23 protein-coding genes are annotated in these 20,357 nt (G+C 71.2%); 11 read left to right on the top strand and 12 right to left on the bottom strand.

All coding sequences use genetic code 11. The annotated features are described in order from the left end of the window. The first annotated feature begins 73 nt into the window (after positions 1-73). The 4 genes from ACZ6K0_RS41005 (at position 74) to ACZ6K0_RS40990 (ending at position 3,113) form a co-directional block, all read left to right on the top strand. Positions 74-724 (top strand): hypothetical protein, encoded by a 651-nt coding sequence (locus tag ACZ6K0_RS41005; protein ID WP_469235068.1) that lies wholly within the window; start codon positions 74-76, stop codon positions 722-724. A gap of 257 nt (positions 725-981) precedes the next feature. Beyond that, on the top strand, positions 982-1,539 hold the full coding sequence (locus tag ACZ6K0_RS41000) for a hypothetical protein (RefSeq protein ID WP_469235069.1): 558 nt from the start codon (positions 982-984) through the stop codon (positions 1,537-1,539). A gap of 99 nt (positions 1,540-1,638) precedes the next feature. Then, complete coding sequence (locus ACZ6K0_RS40995; RefSeq protein WP_469235071.1) at positions 1,639-2,238, top strand: hypothetical protein; 600 nt, start codon at positions 1,639-1,641, stop codon at positions 2,236-2,238. Between the two features lie 239 nt (positions 2,239-2,477). Next, positions 2,478-3,113 (top strand): hypothetical protein, encoded by a 636-nt coding sequence (locus tag ACZ6K0_RS40990; RefSeq protein ID WP_469235073.1) that lies wholly within the window; start codon positions 2,478-2,480, stop codon positions 3,111-3,113. A 91-nt stretch (positions 3,114-3,204) separates the two neighbouring features. Here the strand turns inward: ACZ6K0_RS40990 and ACZ6K0_RS40985 are convergent, their stop codons facing one another. The 7 genes from ACZ6K0_RS40985 to ACZ6K0_RS40955 form a co-directional block, all read right to left on the bottom strand. After that, positions 3,205-3,510, bottom strand: coding sequence for a MazG-like family protein (locus ACZ6K0_RS40985; protein ID WP_388011288.1), 306 nt, complete (start codon positions 3,508-3,510; stop codon positions 3,205-3,207). 82 nt (positions 3,511-3,592) lie between these two features. Then, positions 3,593-4,093, bottom strand: coding sequence for a hypothetical protein (locus ACZ6K0_RS40980; protein ID WP_388011286.1), 501 nt, complete (start codon positions 4,091-4,093; stop codon positions 3,593-3,595). Continuing rightward, positions 4,090-5,031, bottom strand: coding sequence for a nucleoside 2-deoxyribosyltransferase (locus ACZ6K0_RS40975; RefSeq protein WP_469235076.1), 942 nt, complete (start codon positions 5,029-5,031; stop codon positions 4,090-4,092). Before ACZ6K0_RS40975 ends, ACZ6K0_RS40980 begins: the two co-directional genes overlap by 4 nt. A 19-nt stretch (positions 5,032-5,050) precedes the next feature. Next, a complete protein-coding gene (locus ACZ6K0_RS40970) occupies positions 5,051-5,869 on the bottom strand; it encodes a PfkB family carbohydrate kinase (protein ID WP_469235077.1) in 819 nt (272 codons plus the stop codon). After that, positions 5,866-6,711: an HhH-GDP family DNA glycosylase gene (locus tag ACZ6K0_RS40965; protein ID WP_469235079.1), complete on the bottom strand. Its 846-nt coding sequence runs from the start codon at positions 6,709-6,711 to the stop codon at positions 5,866-5,868. The genes ACZ6K0_RS40970 and ACZ6K0_RS40965 overlap by 4 nt, the downstream gene beginning before the upstream one ends. Further along, positions 6,708-7,418: a maleate cis-trans isomerase family protein gene (locus ACZ6K0_RS40960; RefSeq protein ID WP_469235081.1), complete on the bottom strand. Its 711-nt coding sequence runs from the start codon at positions 7,416-7,418 to the stop codon at positions 6,708-6,710. Before ACZ6K0_RS40960 ends, ACZ6K0_RS40965 begins: the two co-directional genes overlap by 4 nt. After that, positions 7,402-8,916, bottom strand: coding sequence for a radical SAM protein (locus ACZ6K0_RS40955; protein ID WP_469235082.1), 1,515 nt, complete (start codon positions 8,914-8,916; stop codon positions 7,402-7,404). Before ACZ6K0_RS40955 ends, ACZ6K0_RS40960 begins: the two co-directional genes overlap by 17 nt. A 208-nt stretch (positions 8,917-9,124) precedes the next feature. On the opposite strand from ACZ6K0_RS40955, the gene ACZ6K0_RS40950 reads away from it, so the two are divergent. Further along, entirely contained in the window at positions 9,125-10,522 is a 1,398-nt protein-coding gene (locus ACZ6K0_RS40950; RefSeq protein WP_469235084.1) for a hypothetical protein, read from the top strand. An 8-nt stretch (positions 10,523-10,530) separates the two neighbouring features. On the opposite strand, the gene ACZ6K0_RS40945 is transcribed toward ACZ6K0_RS40950, so the two are convergent. From ACZ6K0_RS40945 to ACZ6K0_RS40925, 5 genes are all read right to left on the bottom strand, one after another. Further along, the gene (locus ACZ6K0_RS40945) at positions 10,531-11,328 is read right to left on the bottom strand and encodes an SDR family NAD(P)-dependent oxidoreductase (RefSeq protein ID WP_469235086.1); all 798 of its coding nucleotides are present in this window, start codon (positions 11,326-11,328) and stop codon (positions 10,531-10,533) included. A gap of 294 nt (positions 11,329-11,622) precedes the next feature. Next, a complete protein-coding gene (locus ACZ6K0_RS40940) occupies positions 11,623-12,528 on the bottom strand; it encodes a phosphotransferase family protein (protein ID WP_469235088.1) in 906 nt (301 codons plus the stop codon). A 33-nt stretch (positions 12,529-12,561) separates the two neighbouring features. Beyond that, positions 12,562-13,857, bottom strand: a complete 1,296-nt coding sequence (locus ACZ6K0_RS40935; protein WP_469235090.1) for a hypothetical protein — start codon at positions 13,855-13,857, stop codon at positions 12,562-12,564. 453 nt (positions 13,858-14,310) lie between these two features. Beyond that, a complete protein-coding gene (locus tag ACZ6K0_RS40930) occupies positions 14,311-14,799 on the bottom strand; it encodes a TrmO family methyltransferase domain-containing protein (protein ID WP_469235092.1) in 489 nt (162 codons plus the stop codon). A 78-nt stretch (positions 14,800-14,877) separates the two neighbouring features. Next, on the bottom strand, positions 14,878-16,266 hold the full coding sequence (locus tag ACZ6K0_RS40925) for a Tat pathway signal protein (protein WP_469235093.1): 1,389 nt from the start codon (positions 16,264-16,266) through the stop codon (positions 14,878-14,880). 374 nt (positions 16,267-16,640) lie between these two features. Here ACZ6K0_RS40925 and ACZ6K0_RS40920 point away from each other — a divergent pair, with 374 nt between their 5' ends. The 6 genes from ACZ6K0_RS40920 to ACZ6K0_RS40895 are packed head-to-tail and all read left to right on the top strand — an operon-like array spanning position 16,641 to position 20,340. Beyond that, positions 16,641-17,159, top strand: a complete 519-nt coding sequence (locus ACZ6K0_RS40920) for an ATP-binding protein (protein WP_469235095.1) — start codon at positions 16,641-16,643, stop codon at positions 17,157-17,159. Positions 17,160-17,203: 44 nt separating this feature from the next. Continuing rightward, on the top strand, positions 17,204-17,956 hold the full coding sequence (locus ACZ6K0_RS40915; protein WP_469235097.1) for a hypothetical protein: 753 nt from the start codon (positions 17,204-17,206) through the stop codon (positions 17,954-17,956). Then, complete coding sequence (locus ACZ6K0_RS40910) at positions 17,950-18,441, top strand: hypothetical protein (protein WP_469235099.1); 492 nt, start codon at positions 17,950-17,952, stop codon at positions 18,439-18,441. Before ACZ6K0_RS40915 ends, ACZ6K0_RS40910 begins: the two co-directional genes overlap by 7 nt. Beyond that, positions 18,438-18,881 (top strand): hypothetical protein, encoded by a 444-nt coding sequence (locus ACZ6K0_RS40905; protein ID WP_469235100.1) that lies wholly within the window; start codon positions 18,438-18,440, stop codon positions 18,879-18,881. The genes ACZ6K0_RS40910 and ACZ6K0_RS40905 overlap by 4 nt, the downstream gene beginning before the upstream one ends. Before the next feature lie 56 nt (positions 18,882-18,937). Next, positions 18,938-19,960: an ATP-binding protein gene (locus ACZ6K0_RS40900; protein WP_469235102.1), complete on the top strand. Its 1,023-nt coding sequence runs from the start codon at positions 18,938-18,940 to the stop codon at positions 19,958-19,960. Further along, on the top strand, positions 19,957-20,340 hold the full coding sequence (locus ACZ6K0_RS40895) for a roadblock/LC7 domain-containing protein (RefSeq protein WP_469235104.1): 384 nt from the start codon (positions 19,957-19,959) through the stop codon (positions 20,338-20,340). Before ACZ6K0_RS40900 ends, ACZ6K0_RS40895 begins: the two co-directional genes overlap by 4 nt. Positions 20,341-20,357: the final 17 nt, after the last annotated feature.

Here is a 20,357-nt window from a genome sequence, read left to right as displayed (position 1 = left end):
CCACAAGGAGCAGCCGCGGCCCGGAAGGCCGATCTCCACGACCCCATCCGACCGACCGTCCAGGGAGAATCCCGTGTCCCCGCTGCCGCCCGGCGATCTCGACCCCTACGAGCACCTCCACCACGCCCAGCTGCACCCCGTCGCCGACTCCCCCTGGCTCGGCAGATCCGTACGCGGCCACTACGGCAGGCGCTCCACCGTCCAGCACGTCTTCGCCACCCCGTTCGGAGTGGACGTCGCCCTCTGCCTCTACCCGATCCACCAGGCGGCCATCTACGACACCCTCCGCCTGGAGGTCACCGACATGCTCTCCACCCCGGACACCCCCGCCGCCCAGCGCACCGCCTACCTCCGCAACTACCGCGAACTCCTCAAGCTCCACGGCCGTGATCCACAAGACCGAACCCCGAGCACCCACCGCGCCATCCAGCGCCGTCAGGCCTTCTACGAGCAGTTCCGCAACGCGCAGGTCTACGTCGAGGCGACCCTCCTCGAAAAGGTCCGGGCCGGCGACCGGGTCGTCGACAACCTCGGCGTGCAGATGACCGTGACCGACCCGGACGCCAAGCGTGACAAGTACCGCGGCTGGCGGACCGAGATGACGGTCAGGCTCGCCCCCGAGCACACCCGCGCCGCCAGCCACTGGCGTCCGGCCGACACCGAGATCCCCTGGCGCATCCGCCACGAAGGGTGGGGCGTGCTCCCCACCCTCGGCCTCCTCTGAACCCTGCCCCCGCCGACCCCACCACCCGGAGCCCGACCCCCGTGAACGAACCCGAGCACCGTGTCCCACTGCCCGGCGACCCGCTCCCTCGAGACCAGTTACGCGCACCCGACCACGTCGGCGGACGCAGCCGGCAGCCCCGCACTCCCACCCGCCGCGGCTCCGCCGCAGCGCCGACGACGAGCACGGGGCGGGGACGGCAACTGCGTCCCGCCTCCCCGCCCCGCCACCAACCCGCACCCAGCTTGGAGACCGCCGTGACGACCCCCCATCCCCTCCCCGCCCAGTGGGCGATCAACATCCACCCCGTCGCCAACCTGGCGATCCTCACCCTCCTCGACGGCGACGGAGCCCACCGTGACACCGGCTTCCACCCCCTCACCGCGCCCGAAACCACGGAGCACTCCGTCCACGCGCTGGACGAGATCACCGACCCCGAACTGCGTGCCAGCGCACAGAAGCTGATCGACACCTTCTACCGGCGCACCGCCCAGGCCCGAGCCAGCGCCGACGCCTTCGGCGCAGCTATCCCCGACCAGCAGCACCTCGTCGGCCGGCTGCGCTCCGACCTTCCGGGCAGCACGATCGACTTCGGCATCGACGACGAGGCGCTGAGCATCGTGCTCAAGCTCAGCGCCGCAGGTCCCACCGCCGGAGCGCTCCTCGCCCTGGTCGCCCTCTGGCCCCGCACCACCTCCCCCACCAGCCCGGCGGACGGCGTCACCCAGAACCTCGCCGACGACGGCACCCTGACCGTCGCCTTCGACCAGCGCCACGCCGAGGGGTTTCTCACCTGGTACCGCGACCTGCCCTGACCCTCGCGCAGGCCCGCGACCGCCCCGCCCACCCCGCACAAACACCACCAGCACCCGAAGGGCACCACCATGGAGAACTGGGAGAGGCGCACAGTCCTCATGCCGACCACACCCCTCTGCCTCTGCGCGGACAAGATGGCCGACGCCATGGCCACCGCCCTGGCCGCCATCGAACAACGAGAAGGAGAGCGCCGGGGCTGGGGCAAGCCCGCCCGACTGTTCACCGTCCACCTGGCCGACCTCGACACCCGCTCGATCGAACTGCGCGTGGTCCCGGCCCGGCTCTGGGGAGCCCAGGTCCGCAACCCCGCCGACGCGATCACCCACACCGCCCGGCGCCTGCCCACCGTGCCGACCACGGTGAAGCACCGCTCGTACGCCGACGCCCCGGTGGCCGGCATCGCCGCGATGTTCGAAGGCTGGGGCCAGCCCGCCGACCGGGAGCCGACCGAACACGAGAACCTCTCGAACGCGCAGGGCCGGCGCGTCAACCACCTCGCCCCCGACCGGATCGAAACCCGCCTCGTCTACGCCGTGGACATCAACCAGGAGGAGTACTACGTCCATCGCCGCCGCGGCCACCAGCCCCAGGTGCTCTCCACCGCCCAACACGACCAGACCACGGTAGGCACCGGGCTCGTCCCCCTCGGCCTGGGCCGGATCGCCCACGCGCTCCGCGAGGGACAGCCCGTCTTCTGACACCCCCTCCCGGCTGCTCCGGCTCCACGGCCGGAGCAGCCGCTCCCATCTGCGCAGACAGGCAGATCAAACCCAGTAGATAATTGCTTAACGCTATGAATATGAGGTAGGGTGTACTCATACCGGCCGCGACCACCCGGCCCTCCCCCGGCATAGATCGGCCCGGCGCGCCCCATCGCCCGGCCAGCATCCGCCGGACCCCATCCGCCCACTCACCGGGCCGACAGAGAAGAGCGACCATGCAGTCCTGGGAGAAGCGCACCGTCCTCATGCCGAGCAAGCCCCTGGGCCTCTTCAAGGACGATCTCGCCGACGCCATGGCCACGGCGCTGCACGCCATCGAGGCGAGGGAGGGAGAACGACGCGGGTGGGACCGGCCCGCCCGCCTGTTCACCGTGCACCTGGAAGGCGTCGACTCACGCGCGATCGAACTGCGCATGGTACCCACCCGGTCATGGAACGGCCGGGACATCAACCCCGCCGACGCGCTCACCAGCATCGCCAGAAACCTCCCCCACCCCCCGGCCGACCTCCGGCGGCGCGAGTACGCCGACTCCCCCGTGGCGGGCGCGGCGCTGATGTTCGAAGGCTGGGGGCGCCCCAACAACCGCGCGCTCACCGAGTACGAGCAGTGGGCCGCGGAACTGGGAATGAGGGTCAACCACCTCGCACCGGACCGCATCGAAACACGGTGCGTCTACGGCGTGGACATCAACCAGCAGCAGTTCCACGTCTTCCGTACCCGAGGCGAAGAGGCCCAGGTGTACTCCAGCTCAGAACCCGACTCGGATGCCTCGGCTGCGGGGTCCGGACGCATCCCGCACGCCCTGAACCGGATCGTCCACGCACTCCGGGAAGGTCACCGCGTCTTCTGAACCCCCAGGACCACCAGTGACATGCGCTTGCCATCGCCCCACAGCCTTTCGGCCGAACAGAAACTGCCCCCTCGAAACCGAGCCGCCGGTGCTACTCGTCGCTGACTCGGATGTGCGCTCCATGCTCGTTGAGCTCGTACGTGCGCCGTGTGTTCTTCTCGATCTTCCGGGCAACCTCGGCGTCCAGGTCTACGCCTGTCATCTGTGCGAGGGCGGTGAGGTAGAGGAACACGTCGGCCAGTTCCTCTCCGAGGTCAGGAAGGCCCTTACGCCAGGCCGTGAAGGCTTCGCCTACCTCGGCGCTCAGAAGGCCGAACTCCAGAGGCACGTCCGTCTGGTTGAACCCCTTCAGGGTCTTGTTCTCCCAGGCGAGCTTCTGGGCGTCTGCGATTTTCACGACTTCTCCGGCGGCGGGACGGCAGGTGCTACCGCAGCCTACTGGGAACAGCGGAGTGCCAGCAGGCCGCTTTGGCCGGCCATCACCCGGCTGGTGGGAATTCGATGGTCGCCGCGTCCACCGTGAGCACCTTCGTGTAGTCCCCGAGGGTTGAGAAGGCCCGCTGGTAGCCGGTGACGAGGGCGGTGATCTCCTCCAGGCCCGCGGCCTCGCCGTCACGCTGGATGAGGCGTCGGCGGATCACGTGGGGGTCTGCGGTCAGATGAACGAAGAGGCCGGAGCGGGCTATGACGGTCTCGGCCAGGTCGATGGCTTGGCTCCAGGTGATGCGTGAGCGGCCGCGATAGAGCGGGCCGTACACCAGTTCGCTGATGAAGCACCGGTCGAAGATGATGCGGCCAGTGCCGTCCAGGATCGTGCGGTAGCGGCTGGTGAGGTCGAGGTGGTCGGGTGTCTGGGGAGAGTGCACGACGGTGAAGTCATATTCCTTCGACAGGCGTTCGGCCAGCGTGCTCTTGCCGACTCCGTCTGGTCCTTCGAGCACCAGGGTGTCGCAGGTGCTGGCAATCTCGGCGAGGTTCATTGTGTGGCCAGCCACGCCCGCACCGCTTCGATGTCGGTGAGGAGGGTGGTGCAGGCGTACTGGATCATGAGGTTGCGCCAGTTGGGCTCACGGCCCTCGGCGCGGGTGTATGTCGGACGCGCCTGGAACGCCGCGACCTGCAGGCCGGCCGCGGCGGCCGCGCCGATCAGCAGGGCTGTTCCCGGGGGAGTCTCCGGACCGGACACGTCGACGAGGAGCCGATCCGCCGTCCGCACGGCTGACAGGTCAGCCAAGGCCCCAGCGACCGGGTCGCCAGCGGTGAGGCGTCGGGGCAGGAGCACCGTGCGGCCGGCATCGACGCAGGCTTCGGCCAGGTGGTCGCGGCCCCATGCCGCGTAGGGAGATCCCTCGACGTACACCGATTCGGTCCCGGGGCCTCGTGCTGGCTGGCGATGGCCGGTTGGCACGGTCAGCAGTTCCTCGACGGCCGCGTCGAGCGCAGCGTCGACCTGGGAGAGATTCCGGGATTGGAACTCCGCGTACCGGGAGCGGACCTGGCCGCCGGGTGACGGGCCGAGGCGGGGAACACGGACGATCCGGGCGGCCAGCGCCTGGATCAGCGGGTCGGGGAACTCGAGCAAGGGGCCCTGCTCGGTCAGCGAGTACGTCTGGAAGTCGGTGGTGACCACGACCACGGGGACGCCGCTGGCGGCGGCGTAGCCGATCTCCATGCACACACCGTCGTCGAGGCTCGGCCCATGGAGGAGGGCAACCATCGCGTCCAGCCGGCCGAGCCGAGCCCGGTCCAGCTCGAACAGTCGGCGGCCCTTGACCTCGGCGACGAGTTCCTCCTCGTCCGTGTCGCAGAAGGGGAGGAAGACGCGCTCGGCGCCGGTCTTGCGGGCCAGCCGCTCGGCGAGATCGGCCGCGAGCGCACGGTCGTGCGCGGCAAACAGCCGGTGGGCTATGTAGAACACCGGGAGGTGCCTCCAAAGGTCAGGAGCGGCGTTGCGCCGGGATCGGAAGGGACGGTGCCGTCACGTGCTGCGCTGCGGCTGCCGTGGCCTGCGCAAGGGCGTGGGTGGCAGGGGCGCTCTGGGAGCGACGAGCCAGGAAGGTCCCTGCCAGGGTGTCGCCGGCTCCCGACACCTCGAGGGGCGGGCGCGGCGGAGGAACCGCGGCGCCGGTCTGCCGTCCATAGGCCCAGACCGTCGCCGCTCGGGGGCCGTCGGTGACGACGATCTCTCGCAGCTCGGTGGTGTCGACGACGGACTGCAGGAGCCGGTGCTCAGCCGCGTTGACGAACACGGTGGTCGCGTACGCGAGCCACGGGGCGGCCGCCTGGATCATGGCTTCGGCACTGGGGAGGAAGAAGTCCACGCTGAAGTCCGCACCGGTTCGCACGAGTCGGTCCAGGACGGCTGCCGTGTCGAGAGGGCGACGGCAGCAGACGTGGTACTGGCTGTCCGGGTGGTGGTCCACGTGTGCGAGGGCGTGTGCCGTCAGCTGGTCGGCGACTCCGTAGTCCGGGCGGACAGCGACCAGTTCGCCGTGTTGGTCGTACTCCAGCTCGAAGTGGGCGGATGGGCCCTCGGCTCGGCGGTGGGCCGACCAGTCGATCGTGGTGAGCTCCGCTGCCTGCGGAAGGTGGACCAGGTCGTCGCCGAGCACGCAGACAGGCGCGGCAGCGCGGCCAGCCTTGGCTGCGGCCAGCGCCACCAGGAGCGCGGCACCTCCGAGCCGCGCTCCTCCTCGGTGGTCCGGATAGAAGGTCACGTCCCGGCTGACGTTGCCGATCACGTCGAGACGCTTCACCGTCGCCGCCCGGCAGCCCGCAGCTCGCGGGCGCGGTGCGTGCAGTCAACGACCTTGGTGCACACCGGCCGGTTGCGGCACAGCCGCGGCGATGGCCCGTTGAGGTACAGGCGCTTGAAGTAGATCAGGACGAGGTGCACCCACCAGGTGGGTTCAACGTCGTCCGGAACGGTCACGCGGTACTCGTGTTCAGCGATCAGGGCACGGAAGTCGGCGGCGCGGGCGTGCACGGCGGCCTCTAGGACGTGGCGCATCCGTTCATGGGCCACCGCTCCCGACGGGAGGGCGATGCCCAGCGCCGGGGCCAGCTTGGTGACCATGCCGGAGTCCACCGGGATGATCCCGCAGTGGTAGCCGCGAGCGGTGAGCAGCGCGCACTGGGCCACCTTGTACGAGGCCCCGCGCACGCGGCCGGCGAAGTCGCCGATCAGCTCGTCGCTGCTCGCCGCCGATGAGGTGGGGTCGATGCCTTCCTGCTCCCAGTTCTGGAGCAGCCCGGCGAGGGAGTGCAGGTAGTCGATCCTGGTCTGCGGAAGGCCGAGCGGGCGGACCAGTTCGGTGAGTTCGGTGTCCGTCGCGGCGATCAACTTGTCGAAGCCGCGGGTGTCGGCGGCGCGGATCACTCGGGCGTAGGTCTCGACCATGCGGTAGGAGACCCGGGTGGACCAGCCTGCGGCGAGCATGCGCACGCGGGGGTCGGTGATCGTCGTCGGCCACCACCGGTTCTCGTCGTGGTTGGCCTCGACCTCTGCCTGGACGTCGGGCAGGCCAGCCGCGCGGGCGACGAGCCGGTGCACTCGGCGGATCTCCAGCGCCGTCGCTGCGGCGCGGTCGGCGGTCACGACGCGATCCCTGCGCGGGCGCGGGCGGCCAGTAGGGCCATGGCGAGGTTGGAGGAGAAGACGGGCTTGCCCAGGCGGAGTTCAAGTTCGGCGACGACCGGGAGGGTGAGCCAGCCCGTGCAGGACAGCACCACCGCCTCAGCCTCTTCGAGCGCCTTGTCCGGCAGCTGGTCCACGAGCGCCAGGATCCGCTCTGGTGGGATCCGCGGGTACCCGTCGTCCAACCCGAGGCTCGCGTGGGCCAGGACGTCGATGCCGGCCTCGGCGAGCGCGGCGGCCTCCGCCTCGGTGACCGGTTCGGGGTACGGGGTGGCGAGCACGATCTGCTCCAGGCCCTGGGCGGCCAGCGCGTCGAGCAGCGCGTCGAACGCTGTGAAGACGCCGGTGGGCAGCGGCGGTCCGCCCGTGAAGCCCGCCGAGGTGCAGGCCAGGACGACCGCGTCCAGCGCGAGGTGGGACAGCGAGTCCAATGCCTGCGCCGACGCGTCGCGCAGCCCGTGCCAGAAGGCGTCGTCGACCGCGGTCGTTCTGGACGCCGGCACGAGGCGGGCGTGGTGGAAGACCGTGTTCTGCAGTCCCAGGCGAGGCAGTTCGGTCTCGACCGCCACGTTCGCCCAGGGCAGCAGCAGCCCGACCCGGGTGATGTGGGCGGCTGCGCTGTCCAGGGCGGTGAGGGCCGCAAGCGATCCGTCAGGCAGTTGGGGCAAGGCGCTCTCCATGGATCAGCCGGGGCGCGTGGCCGGTGACCACGAGGTCGGCGGTGGTCCCGAGCGGTACGGCCGCTCCGCGTTCGACGACTTGGATGGAGTAGGAGCCGAGACGGCGCCACCAGGTCCCGCCCTGCCCGATGAAGTAGGAGTGCAGGCCGGGCAGCTGCAGGCCGGTCGGGTAGACCCGTTCCTTCATCGGCAGGTCCCAGGTGAAGTCGATGTCCGCCTTCCACGAGTCGAAGTGCTCCGCCGACGGCAGCGGCTCCCGCGCTCCGAGAGCGGCCAGCGGCGTTCCGGGGAACGGTCGGGCCAGACGGACGTTCGTGCGGTGGCACAGCAGTCCGGCGTCGAGGATCTCCGCCAGCCGCCGAAGGTTCGCCGCGTGGGTGCGGTGGGTCTCCCCGGGCAGGCCGTAGATCAGGTTCAGGCCCGGCAGCAGCATCGGCAGGCCGCCAGGGCCGCGGGCGGCGCCGGCTTCGTTCACGTGCTCGACGGCCCTCAGAAGGATCTCGGGCGTGCAGGTGAGGTTGTTGCGTTCGATGACGACCGGGTCGAAGCTCTCGATCCCCATCGGCGCACAGTTGCCCTCGGTGCAGTAGTCCGCGACCAGCTTGGCGATGCGCAGGCCCACGGGCGCGGCGACGGCGAGGGGGTCGGCGTTGTCGATGTGGAGCACTTCGAGGTCTGGGCAGTGCTCGCGGATGCCGCTCAGCAGGGCGCGGATCGCCTCTTCGTCGCGGTTGCGGTAGGAGAAGAAGCAGGTCTGCTGACCGAGGCGGAAGTTGCGGACACCGGCGGCGTAGAGCTGGGCCGCTTCGGCGACGACGTCGTCCACGTCGCGGAAGGCGACGAGCGGGGACTTGGCGGGCTCGTTGCAGAAGTCGCAGAACTTGCGGCGGGTGCAGCCGCGGTACAGCTCCAGCTCGGCGATGGGCCGCCACGGCATCTGCTCGATCAGGCCGGTGAACGAGGTCCGCTCGCGCCGCATCTGATCGTAGGCCGCGGGTTGGCGGCTGCCCAGCAGGAGGTCGCCGGAGGTGACCGTGTGGGTGTGGACGGCGTCGAACAGGCCGGCGTACTGGGCGGGTGCCGCGAGAGCGTAGGTGGACAGCGGTCCGAGCAGGTACCGGCGCCCGCGCGTGCAGGCGAGCGTGCGAGCGATCTCCTCCAGGGATCCGTTGACGGCGTGGAGGTGAACCGAGGGCACCGCGTCTCCGGCGATCACAAGGACGCTCTCGGCGTCCCGCAGGAGCTGGATGGCGTCGTCCCGGTTGACGGTTGTCGAGTAGGTGAGCGGGTCGCTCTCGGGAGGTTCGACGAGAGGGCCACCACCGGCCAGGCACCACCGGACGTCGTCGATGGTCAGGTACCGCACGTCCTCGCCGGGCCGGGCCTGCTGGAGCGCCGACCAGGCGTTGCGGACGTAGGTGGACAGGTAGGGCGGAACACCGAGTCCACTGGGCTCGACGGTGAAGCAGTCCAAGATCACCCGCATGTGTCTCCCTCCGGAGCCTCGAGCCGCGAGGGCGGTCCAGCAGACCAACACTCTGGAAGGTCGACAGCCCAAAGCCCTCCCAGTCTCGACGCAATCACGCCCTCGGAGGAGGGGGCGCGAGGGTTGTACGGTTGCACGCGGGTTGTTCCTCGATACCCGTGTGTCGAAAGCCTGGGACACAGGGTGATCGGCGCGGCATCATCTACGCATGGGTGTTGCGAAGGGGGTCGGCGAAGGCAACGCCGCGCTGGTGGCTCTGGTCCATGAAGCCGGATGCTCGCACGCGGCCCTGGCGCGCAAGGTCAACCAACTCGGTTTGGCACAAGGGGATGTGACGCGCTACGACAAGGCGTCGGTGACCCGCTGGCTGCAAGGCATGACGCCCAAGGGGCCGAGCGGGCGATCGCCCCACTACATCGTCGAGGTCCTCGCCGGCTTCTTAGGACGCCCGGTCACCCCGGCCGACGCCGGCTTCGCTCAGCAGGCCCAACGTCCGGTCGTCGCTCGCGCACTGACGTACCGTGAAGACGTGGGTGAAACACTGCACACGCTCGCCGAACTGGGCTCGACGGACATCTCCCGCCGCAGCGTGCTGGGAGCGGTTCCGTTCGTCGCGAGCGCCCTGCTGGATCCGCAGCGGCGCTGGCTCTTGTGGCTGCTTGAGGAGGAGAACGCACCCGTCCTCGCCGCTGTGGCCGGCGGCGGATCGGTCGCCCAGGTCGAAGCCATGATCGAGATGTTCGACCTGATGGACAACCGCTTCGGCGGCGGCGGGGTCCGCGCGAGCATCGTGCACTACCTGAGCACCCAGCTCACCCCCATGCTCCAGCAGCGCACCCTGCCCCCGTCGCAGCGCCGGCTCCTCTACACCTACGCCGCCAAGCTGGCGGCGATGGCCGGCTGGTGCTCCTACGACACCGCGGACTACGGACTCGCGCAGCGGTACATGATCCAAGCCCTGCGGCTGTGTGCCGAGGGCGGCGACCGCGTCCTTGGAGGACAGATCCTGGCGGGGATGTCGCACCTGGCCACGAACCTCGGCAATCCGGCCGAAGGCGTCGCCCTCGCCCGCGCGGGAGTCGCGACGGCGAAGCGCTCGGGAAGTCCTCTCGGGCTCATGCGCCTGCACGCCATGGCCGCCCGCGGATACGCCGCGCTCGACGACGCAGGGCAGGCGACCTCCTCCCTGCTCGCGGCCGGCGCCGCCCTGGAGACGAGCAGAGGGGCGGACGGGGAGTCGCCGTGGGTGCGCTTCCTCGACCACCACTACCTGGAAGCGGAGGCGGCCCTGGTGCACCGCGACCTGGGCGAGTCGGCCCAGGCCGAACAGCTCGCCTCGGCCTCTGTGGAGGCCAACGGCGACCGTCGCCGCCGCCAGGCGATCAGCCGCTCCGTACTCGCCACCTCCTACCTCCAGCAGCACCGGCTCGACGAGGCGGTCGACACCGCGAGCACCGCCCTCGAACACCTGGCCGGCGTGCACAGCGAGCGCTCCGTCCAGGCCCTTCGCACCTTCCGGGCCCGCCTGGCACCGCACAGCAACGAGACGATCGTGCGGGAGTTCGAGCGCAAGGCGCGCCCGATACTCGGCGCCCCAGCAGCGTGATCTGATGATTAGTACCCGTCTGGAGTCGGCGCGTTCTGCCCTCTGTCAACGGGGATGTTGACCCCCGTCACGCCCCGCGACTCGTCGGAGAGCAGGAACGCGACCACGTCTGCGACCTCGGCCGGTTGCACCAGCTCTCCGCCGGGGAACTCCTCGCTGAAGCGCTGGAACGCCGCGGGCTCCTCCCGGCGCATCCGGTCCCACCGCTTCCCCGGGATGAGCATGGAACCGGGAGACACGGCGTTCACCCGCACCCCTTCGCCGCCCAGCTCCCTGGCCAGGGACGCAACCATGTGAAGCTGGGCGGCCTTCGCCGCCCCGTACTGAGCCTGGGGCCCCGGCTTCCAGCCCGAGATCGACGACACCACGACGATCGAACCGCCACCAGCCGTCCGAAGGTGCGGGATGCTCGCCGCGGTCAGGCGGGCGAAGTGTCCGGCGTTCAGCTGCCAGGTTTCCAGCCAGTCCTGCGCGGTGGCATCGGTGATCCCGCGCCCCCGTGCACCGCCCGCGCAGGCGACAGCACCGTCCAGGCCGCCGAGTTCGAGGGCGGCTTGGTCGATGAACTGCTCAAGCCGCTCCGGGACGGCGACGTCGAGCGCGTGAGCGAACAGGGCCTTGGGCGAGTCAACCGAGTTGCGAAGCGCCTCCAGCGACTCGGCCCGCCGTCCGCAGGCTGCGACGCGGGCCCCCTCCGACAGCAGTAGGCGGACGATGTGCTCGCCGAGCCCCCTGGAGCCTCCGGTCACTACGAACCGGCGCCCCGTGAATCGCCCTGCCGGCCCGGGCCGCGTGCCGCTGTCCATCAAGTCCGCCACCTGTCCAACCTCCCAGCAACCGTGCCAACCCCTGTGGCCGAAACCAACCTCTGCGCACCCTTCTTATCGCGTTGCGATCACGGTTCGCTGGTGGCCGTACCCGATCACGGGACTGATTTCGGCCAACGAACTGGAATCGCCATGCGCCTTCGCCGCCACGCCGCAGAGCCTTGCGCCACCCGGAACTCGGGCCAGCCGTCGGGCGCTCGGCAAGGGCGCGCGGTTGGCCCGCAGTTCTTCCCACCTAGCGAGGTGGTACGGGCCGCCGTTGGCTTCCTCGGCTCAGAGGATGCTCCACCGCCGTCCAGTATCGCCGCTGGCAACCTGACTGATGCGGCGCTGAACCTCTTGGTGGGTGACGCTGCCCGGTACGGCGCGCCTCGCATTGGTGGTGATCATCCGGAGCTCGCGCAGGGCGGCCAGGACGGGGTAGCCAGACCACTCGGTGATGTCGAGGCCGTACTTGGCGGCGAAGGCGTCGTAGTGGGCTCGGCCGTAGCCGAAGCGGCGGCAGTGGATCTCGACGGTGGTCAGATCCCATTCGGGCTGGCCGAACGAGGCGGTGTCCCAGTCGCAGAGGACTGCTGCGCCGGCGCCGTCGTGGAGCGCGTTGCGGTGCTGGGGGTCGCCCTGGACGACGGACGGCTCCAGGAGGTAGGTAACGCTGCCGAGTCGATCTTCGAGTTCGTCCACCCGTCGGCTCAGGAGGCCGTGCTCGTCGGGGGTGAGTACCACGGCGGCGGTCAGGGAACGGCGGATGGCGGCGACCGTGTCCAGGACGGGCAGTTGGACGGGCGGGTCGGTCAGCTGGTGGAGGATTCGCAGCGGGCCGGCAAGCTGTTCGGCGGAGACCGGGTGCTGTGGCTGGGGGAGGTAGGTCCAGACCGTCGCGAGGTGACCGTCGGCTTCGACTGGCTGCTGTACGGGGTGCAGACCGACGGTCGGGAAGTCCAGCCCGGTGAGCCAGGCGACCAGCGCGGTCGTGCGGCGTACGGATTCGGGCGGTGTGCCGAGACGGGCGATCTTGAGGACGACCCGCGCTGCGGGCAGGTGGTAGACCGCGTTGGTGTGGCCGCGCAGCAGGACGGCGCCCGCGGGATCGAGGCCGGCGGTGCGGCACGTCTGGTCGAGGACGGTGGCCAGGCGTGCGGGCGTGTACCCGCCGGCAGTGACTGCGGTGGTGGACATGGTGGTCAGGGTTTCGTACGGCACGGTCCTGTGTCACGCCCGTCCGGCGGGCAGTGCGAGAGCCTGCGCGAACTGCCTGGCCGGACGGCCCGACTGGAGCTGGTTGGGGAGTATGTCGATGACCTCCTGGGCCCGGGCGCCGAGGATCGCGGTGCGGTGCGGGCCAGGTACCTCGCTGTAGGTGTGCACGGCCAGCTGCAGCGCGTCGACGGGGTTGTGCTCGATCACCAGGCACATGGCTTCCTCGAGCCGGAGCAGCGCCGGGTCGATGCCGCTGTGACCCTCCGGGTAGAGCGCCAGCGCCTGCTGCTGGGCGTGCCGGGCCTGCATGGTCTGGCCGAGGGCGGTGAACGCGCCGGACAGGTAGAGCCACAGGCGCCGCTCGGGGAAGGCCCAGGCGTCGTTGTCCGCTCCGCCGTGGCAGTGCTCGAAGAGTTCTTGGGCGAGACGGATCGCGGCCTTGGCTCCGTCGTGGTCACCGAGGCGGGCGAGCGCGCGTGCTTCGGCGGCGACGGCGAACACCGCTGTCGGGCTCGGGCGGCCTCGACTCAGGAGGCGTGCCTCCCGGGCGAGCTGCGCGGCTGCCGCCAGCGGGCCGTAGTAGTACGGCAGCATGGCCGCTTGGACGCGGACCCGCGCGCGGAGTTCGGGGTTGCCGGCGTCGTCGGAGGCCAGGCGGGCGGTGCCGTACCAGCGCTGGGAGTCGTGCAGGCGGCCGAGCTTCATCATCGCGTCGGCCACCAGGGTGGAGGCGACGGCCGTCAGCTCGGACAGGCGGCACTGCGTCGCGGCGGGCTGCCGTTCGGCGGACAGGGCCTGGATGTCCTGCAAGTCCCTGAGCAGGATCTGGATCATCTGCTCCGGTGGAGCGGTGACGTAGAGGCAGCGGGCGCTCTGGAGCCGTTCGTCGAGCAGGTCCAGCTCGCCGGGGCTGACCGTGGTGTCGGCGAGGGAGCGGTTGATCGCACGGCGGGTGCGCTCCGCGAGATCGTGCACGGGATCCGGCTGCTCCATGCCTGGCGGCGGCGCGGAGGCGAGCGCCACCGGCGCGGGGCTCGCCAGTCCCAGGGCGCTGGGCGTCGACTCGTAGAGCAGGCAGAGGAGGCGGACGGTGTGCTCGCGGGGGCGGACGCCGAGGTCCTCCCAGCCGCGCAGCAGCTCCTTGGTGCCGCGGAAGGGCCCCTGGTCGGTCTGCTCCGCGAGTTCCGCCAGCTTGGTGACGACCTGGGGGCGACTCCACCCCCGGGCCTGCCGGTGGGCGTGCAGGGCGCTGACTCCGCAGCACTGCTGCAGAGCGGCTACGAGGGCCGGCAGTCCTCCGCCGGACATCGCGCGATCATGCCGCAGCCGCAGTACGCAAGGCCGACCGTGACGATTCGTCATACCGGTCATTGTGCGGGCCCATTGACCCCAGCCGTGCACGTTGCGGCGACTTCGGTTCGAGAACGGCTCGGTTTCGCTGCTGAAACCGAGCCGCGCGTCGGCGACGGCCCAACGTTCGGCCCGGCTTTCTCCGTTCGGCCCGTTTTTGCTTGGTTGTCACGTCCGGCCACCCCGGCGAGTCTTGCCGAGCTCGCAGAGCCCCGAGGGCCACTCGGCCGTCGGCTCCGGCGTTCATGGCAGTCGGCATCTCGAAGGAGGAACGGCGTGGAGTCCACCAGCTCAGCCAGGTCGGGTCTCGCCCTGCCGAAGCGCCTCCTCGTCGTTGCCGGGCGCGGTGACCGCCCAGTACGGGATCGGGTAGCGGTGCCTGCACCAGCAGGCTGCGGGCTCGGTGCTGCTTCAGCGGCTACGGTCGGCGGCGTCGTCCCAGTAGTGGGTGAGCATCTCGCTCGGCCAGGCCGGCTCGACGATCGGTCCGCGCGGGCCCATCGCGGCGAACCAGGGCGCCAGGTCGATCACGGGGGTGCCGTCCACGGCGTCCAGGTCCGTGACGTGCAGGTCCCGGCCGTCAACACGCAGCAGGCGCGGGTAGGACGTGGCGATCTGCGCGGGCCTGCGGTGGTTGCGGTGGACGAAGGTGCCGGTGGCCGGCCACCGGCTGTCCCCGCGGGGGCTGCGGGCGTGGAGCTGGACATCGTCCGGCGAGGCCAGGTGGAAGAACCAGGTGACCGTGAGGTGGGAGAACTGGTCGATACCCAGCAGGGTCTCGAGCGGGTACTCCTCGTTCAGTCGGATGATCGACTCGACGCCGCCCTGGTAGTCGTCGGCGGGCTTGAGGTGCCCGCCGACGAGGGTGGCGATCGGCGTGAAGTGGAGCGTTTCGGGCACGGCTGGCTCCCGTCTCGGTCGGCCTGTCGATCCGCCCAAGGGCGTGACCGGGGCCGGGTGTTCGTAGCTGTGGCGCGGTTAGCCTACGGTGCGCAGGAACTCCTGGGCGCGCCGGTCGAGCTGGGCCGCGGTGCTGCCGCCCCGGCCCCGGACCGGGGACAGGGCGCGGCGCATCTGGACCACGGTGCTGCGGGCCCGGCCGGACTGGAGTCCGGCCATGGCGTCCAAGGCCTGGTGCCAGGTGACGCACGCGGCATCCACCCGGCCTTGGCGGACCTGGACGTCGCCGAGGTATCCCAAGGTGACGGCGCGGGTGCGGGCGAAGGCCGGCGGGCGGGTGCGGACGCTGTGCACGAACGCGGTCTCCGCTCCCCGGAGGTCGCCGAGATCGCGCAGGGTGCAGGCCGTCTCGTGGGCCAGGCTGGCCTCGCCGAAGAAGCCGACCCTGGCCGGATCGTCGCCACCGCCGGGTGTGCCCGCGTTGCCGAGGTCGTCCTCGGCCTGCCGCAGCGCCGTCAGGGCGTCGTGCCGGCGGCCGGCGGCGGCCAGGGCCCGTGCGTGGACGACACCCAGCAGCGACTTCTCCCGGGAGCCGGCCAGGCCGTAGCGGCGGCGGTCCACGGAGGCCTCGGCGAACTCCAGCGCCCGGCCCGGGTGGCCGAGATCCACGGCCTGGTGAGCGGCGGCGCGCAGGATGTGGCCGGCCAGCGGGGCGTCGTCCGCCTCGGCGGCCAGGGCGAGCGCCAGCTGGAAGTTGCGCTGGGCCGAGCCCTGCCGGTCGGCGTCGAAGTCCATCCAGCCGGCGAGGTAGACGAGCTCACCGGCCGCCGAGACGAGGTCGCGGCGTACCTGCTCGCTAGGGAATCGCCCGGTGACGTAGTCGACGACGTCGGTGCGCAGGTAGGTGGTGAGGGCCGCTCGGCCCGCGCGGCCGCCCAGGCGCTGGTCCCGCGAGGAGAAGAAGGCGGTCGCCTCGCGCACGGCCTCGACCTCCACCGGGCTGATGACCAGGCGCGAGACCGGCGCCCGCTTCCGCGCCGTGGCGAGCCGGCCGTCCCACCAGTGGACGGGCGGGAGTGCGGCTCCGACCGCGGAGTAGATCGAGCCTCCGATCACCTGTCGCCGGCTCAACATGTCGCTGGTGCTCCCGAGGTCTGCGAGTGCGGAAACGCTGTCGACGTCCCACTCGGACGCCGGGCGTGCCTGGCTGGCCGGGGCGAGCCCGACCTCCGAGGCCGTGATCACGCGCCCCAGTCCTCTGGAGAGCGTCGCGCACAAGATATCCGCGGCGCGGTCGCTCGGTTTCACTCCCCGCAGCCACTGCGAGATGTGACTGCGGGTCACCGACAGCAGTTCGACGGCTCCGCTCTCGGTGGCCACGTGCCGGAAGTGGGTGGCCACTCGCTCCTGCGACCAGCCCAGCTCCTTGATGGCGGCCTCCAACGCCAGGTTGCGCTCAAGCGCCACGGCTCGCCGCCCTTCTCCGAAACGATCTTTAGCAGCTTTAGCGGCATCCGCAGCCGCTGCGGGCTACCCACAGGCGGTGATCGGCGGTTCGCTCACTGTCGACGATATTCCTCCGCGGCACCGGGCCGAGGCGGTTTCGTCAAGGTCAACGACCGGGGCCCGCGATCGTGCTGCCCGTCGTCGGCCGACACCGGCTTCGACGCGAAGGGCGGAGTGAGCGTGAGTCACATACCAGCGACGGTCTCCGGCCCGCTCTGCCCCTTGCCGGCAGTACACCGCGGGCGCCCGGCGGCGGCAGCCGCTTCGACAGCACAGGTGCGCAGCACGCAGGGCCAGGTGCCCCGCAGCGGCGCTGACGCGAGGGAGCTGAAGGCATGACGACAAGCCCGGACCTGTCCTGGCTGCTCCCTGAGCCGGAGCCGGGTACGCTGCCGGACCGCAGTGAGGTCGAAGAGCTGCGCGCGGTGGAGCTGGTGGCGGACGAAGCCGCTCCCTCGGCCGGCCGCCGTCTGGTGCGCGACGAGCTCGTCGGCTGGGGCCTGGCCGACTTGGCCGACGGCGTGGTCCTGGTGGCCAGCGAGCTGATCACCAACGGATTCCTGCACGGGCGAGGGCCTGGCGACGGCAAGGGTTCCGTGACCGTGACCGTCGCCCGGTACAGCAGCATGGTCGCCGTCTCGGTCGAGGACCAGAACCTCACCCGCCCGGTTGAGCGCGTGGCGGGAGCGGGCGATGCCGGTGGCCGCGGGCTCGAACTGGTCAGCGCGTTGAGCGACCACTTGACCCTCGGCCGGACAGAGGCCGGTGACGGGAAGCGGATCACGGCCTACTGGCGCAGCGACGGCACCGCCAAGTGCCTCCAGAGAGTCACCGAGCCAGCGCTCGCTACCTGAGACGCACACGTCACCACATCCAATCACCGTTCCCTGGGGGGGAAATGATCACCATCCGCGCTGGAGGAGCACGGCGGCGCAAGCCGTCTGCGCCGGGGCGCCGGTTCCTCAACCGGCTCGGCAAGCTGATGCGGACCGGCTGCGCCGATGGCCCCTTCCAGCCGTATGCGTGCGGCCGTGCCGCCGACCACGATCACCGGCCGTCGTCCGGGCGCGTCGACCCGGCCGCCACTGCACCGGCGCAGGCGGCCGGCCAGCCGCTGACGGCGGTAGCCGCTGTGCACAGCAGCGGAGTTGATCTGCTCTCGGTGTCCGGGCATCACCCGGCGGCGCCCGAGCAGACCATCGACCAGCGGGAGGCGGGAGACTTCACGCTCGATGACCTGGTGGCCGGCCAGCTCGTCCGCGAGGCCGATGCCGTCCGCCGCGCGATCCGGCGGCAGGCCAGCACCGGTGACTACACGTGGGCGGAAGCGCGGCTGAAGGCCGCCCGGCACGCGGTGGAGCTCCTCACCGCGATCGTGGCCGACCACGGGTGGCCGTCGTACCGGCTGATTGGTGAGGAGGCCAGCACCGCAGCACTGCTGATCGCCACCGAGGCCGATCTGGCGATTCAGGCGCAGCTGCGGGACGCCCTGGGCAGGGCCGTCGACCACGGCAGGGTGCCGCCCGGCTACGTCGCCTTCCTCGACACCTACGCGCACGTCGTGTTCGGCACTGCGGCGTCGCCGACCCGACGCACCCTGGACCGTGAGCGGCCCGGCCGGCACCGGTACGCGGGGGCCGCCGCATGCTGAATCCCTCGCGCTCGGAGCCCGAGCTCCAGCTCAGCCGACCCCGTGAGCTGGAGTTCGGATCGACTCGCTTCCCCGGGCCGCACGCCGTCACCTCGCCCCCGTGCTCGCCCGCAGGGCTGTCCACGCTGGTCACCGGCATCAGTGGCGGAGTCGGCGCGGTGCGCACGACCACCGCGGGGGTGGTCCTCGCCCACACGCTCGGGCTCGACCCCGCAACCGAAGGGGCCCTGGCCCGGGTCGCGGTGGGCGGCTGGCGGTGGGCCCGGGAGGGCGGCTACCTCGGAAGGACCTGGTACTGGGCACGTCGTACCCACGACACCCAGGCCATGGTCACCGCTCTCGACGACAGCTGCCTGCTCGTCGTCTCGGCCGACGGCACCACGCCCTTCGACACGATGCGATCCGCGCTGAAGGCCTTCGCGGCGTCCGTGGCCCGCCCGTGCACGGCTGACCTCGTGCCCTTCGCCGCCGGGCAGGTCCGGTGACCGGCGCGACCGAGCGGCGACGGCCGGCGCCCGGGATCAGGTCCCAGACCCCGCGGAGCGGCTACGGCAGCTTCGGCGTCATCCCGCACTGGGTGCCCCGCGACCAGGTCGAATCCGTCGTGGTCGGAGACCACCTCGACGTCGTCCGGATGCCGCAGGCGATCGGACGCAGGGTGATCGCGGCGCTGGGGGACGAGTGCGGGATGGTCTTGGCCAGCCGCTTGGCCGACTCCATGGACTTCCTGGTCGAGCCAGGACTCCTGAACCCGGGCTGGCGCGACCGCGGCGCCCGGCTGATGCGGGCCGACGCCCGCCTGAGCGTGCCGCCCGCGGTGGTGCGATCCGGCCGGGACGTGCACTGGGTGGTACCGCCGGGGCGGCTGGTGGCCACCTCGCCCCACGTCCTGCTCGCCGCGCTCGGAGCCCCCGAGCCGACTTGACCTCCCCTCATCCGCCCCGCCCCCACCCGATGACGAGCACTGCCTTGGAGGTGAACGTGAGTACCAGGTCACTGATCGGCCGCAGCAAGCACCGACGTACCACACCCCCGCCGGACGCCGAGCTGGACAGCCGTCGCCACCAGCTCGCCGAAGCTGGCCGGACGGCGGTGGCAGAGTTCGTGCGCAGCAGCCTGCCCCGCGTTCTCCGCACAGTCCGACCCGGCGGTCAACCCCTGCACCCGAGCGCCCCGCCGGAGCTGCATCAGGCGGCCTGGCAGATCTCGAACTGCCTCGGCCAGCTCCAGCACGCGGCCCGCCAAGACCTGCTGGCCAGCGTCGAGCCCCTCCTCGACGTCCTGGCCAGCCAGCGCCGCATGTTCGCCCAGCAGCAGCAGTCGCTCACCGACCCCGACGAGCTCGACTCGATGATGAGCCTCGACCACGCCAACGCGATGGCATACCACGGCGTGCTGCGCGCGATCGTGCTGGCCGGCGGGGCCTGGCCCGAGCGACGACGCAGGCCAGCGGCCCTGGTCGAGGTCGCGCGGGGCGCCCAGTGCGCGATCGCTGACTTCCGGCGGGTCCAGGTGGCTGGCGACTCCACTGTTCAGGTGCACGGCCAAACGGTGGAGCCGCTGATGACGGCCCTGACCGAACTGCTCGACAACGCCGTCCGCGCCGGAGGCGAGGAACTCGTACACCTCCACGTCGGGCGCAGCACCGACGGCGGCGCGCTGGTCACCGTCACCGACTCGGGCCCCGGCATGGACGACCTCTCGCTGGCCCAGGCCACCGCGCTGGTCCAGGGCCGACTCCACCCCGCGGCAGACGCGACCCCCGCCCCGGGGACCATCCGTCCGGCACCGCGCCGGAACCGCCCCCGGATCGGGCTGCGGACCGTGGCCCTGGCGGCCACGGCGATCGGGTTCCACGTCCAGCTGCAGTCCGCCCCGGGCAGCGGCACGTGCGCCACCGTCTACCTGCCCGTCCCCCTGCTCGCCCCCGTTGACGCTCCGCCGGCACCACCGGCGTCCGCCCCCGCTCCTGCCGCCGACACCCTGGAAGACACGGTTCGATGAATCAGCCCCGCACCGACCTCTCCGAGACTCTGAACGCCCTGTCCGGGAAGCTCTCCGGCGTGCGCCACGCACTCCAGGTCAGCTCCGACGGTCTTCTCCTCGCTGCCACCGACGGCATGCCCCGCGACATCGCCGACATCCTCTCCGCAGCGGTCACCGGCATGGGTTCCCTCAGTGCTGGCGTCGCCGGGGCCCTGAAGGGATCCCCCACCCAGCACATCGCCGTCGACTACCGCGACTCCCAGCTGCTGATCGTGACGGCGGGCGACGGGTCGCTGCTGGCCGTCCTCGCCACTGGCGAGGCGGACCTGGGAGTCATCGGCGGGGAACTCGCTGCACTGGCCGACCGCCTGGCCCCCGCCGCCGCACTGCCGGCCTGACGTCCAGGTCCGATCCC

The organism is Streptomyces sp. NPDC042346 (assembly GCF_055581845.1).
The sequence above is the reverse complement of the archived record's forward strand: the minus strand, read 5'-3'. Positions and strand labels throughout refer to the sequence as shown.

Excerpts from the sequence above, each read along its gene's own strand:
- ACZ6K0_RS40995 (WP_469235071.1), top strand. The coding sequence starts at position 1,639 with ATGCCGACCACACCCCTCTGCCTCTGCGCGGACAAGATGGCCGACGCC.
- ACZ6K0_RS40990 (WP_469235073.1), top strand. The coding sequence starts at position 2,478 with ATGCAGTCCTGGGAGAAGCGCACCGTCCTCATGCCGAGCAAGCCCCTG.
- ACZ6K0_RS40980 (WP_388011286.1), bottom strand. The coding sequence starts at position 4,093 with ATGAACCTCGCCGAGATTGCCAGCACCTGCGACACCCTGGTGCTCGAA.
- ACZ6K0_RS40955 (WP_469235082.1), bottom strand. The coding sequence starts at position 8,916 with ATGCGGGTGATCTTGGACTGCTTCACCGTCGAGCCCAGTGGACTCGGT.
- ACZ6K0_RS40950 (WP_469235084.1), top strand. The coding sequence starts at position 9,125 with ATGGGTGTTGCGAAGGGGGTCGGCGAAGGCAACGCCGCGCTGGTGGCT.
- ACZ6K0_RS40945 (WP_469235086.1), bottom strand. The coding sequence starts at position 11,328 with ATGGACAGCGGCACGCGGCCCGGGCCGGCAGGGCGATTCACGGGGCGC.
- ACZ6K0_RS40940 (WP_469235088.1), bottom strand. The coding sequence starts at position 12,528 with ATGTCCACCACCGCAGTCACTGCCGGCGGGTACACGCCCGCACGCCTG.
- ACZ6K0_RS40935 (WP_469235090.1), bottom strand. The coding sequence starts at position 13,857 with ATGTCCGGCGGAGGACTGCCGGCCCTCGTAGCCGCTCTGCAGCAGTGC.
- ACZ6K0_RS40920 (WP_469235095.1), top strand. The coding sequence starts at position 16,641 with ATGACGACAAGCCCGGACCTGTCCTGGCTGCTCCCTGAGCCGGAGCCG.
- ACZ6K0_RS40915 (WP_469235097.1), top strand. The coding sequence starts at position 17,204 with ATGATCACCATCCGCGCTGGAGGAGCACGGCGGCGCAAGCCGTCTGCG.
- ACZ6K0_RS40910 (WP_469235099.1), top strand. The coding sequence starts at position 17,950 with ATGCTGAATCCCTCGCGCTCGGAGCCCGAGCTCCAGCTCAGCCGACCC.
- ACZ6K0_RS40895 (WP_469235104.1), top strand. The coding sequence starts at position 19,957 with ATGAATCAGCCCCGCACCGACCTCTCCGAGACTCTGAACGCCCTGTCC.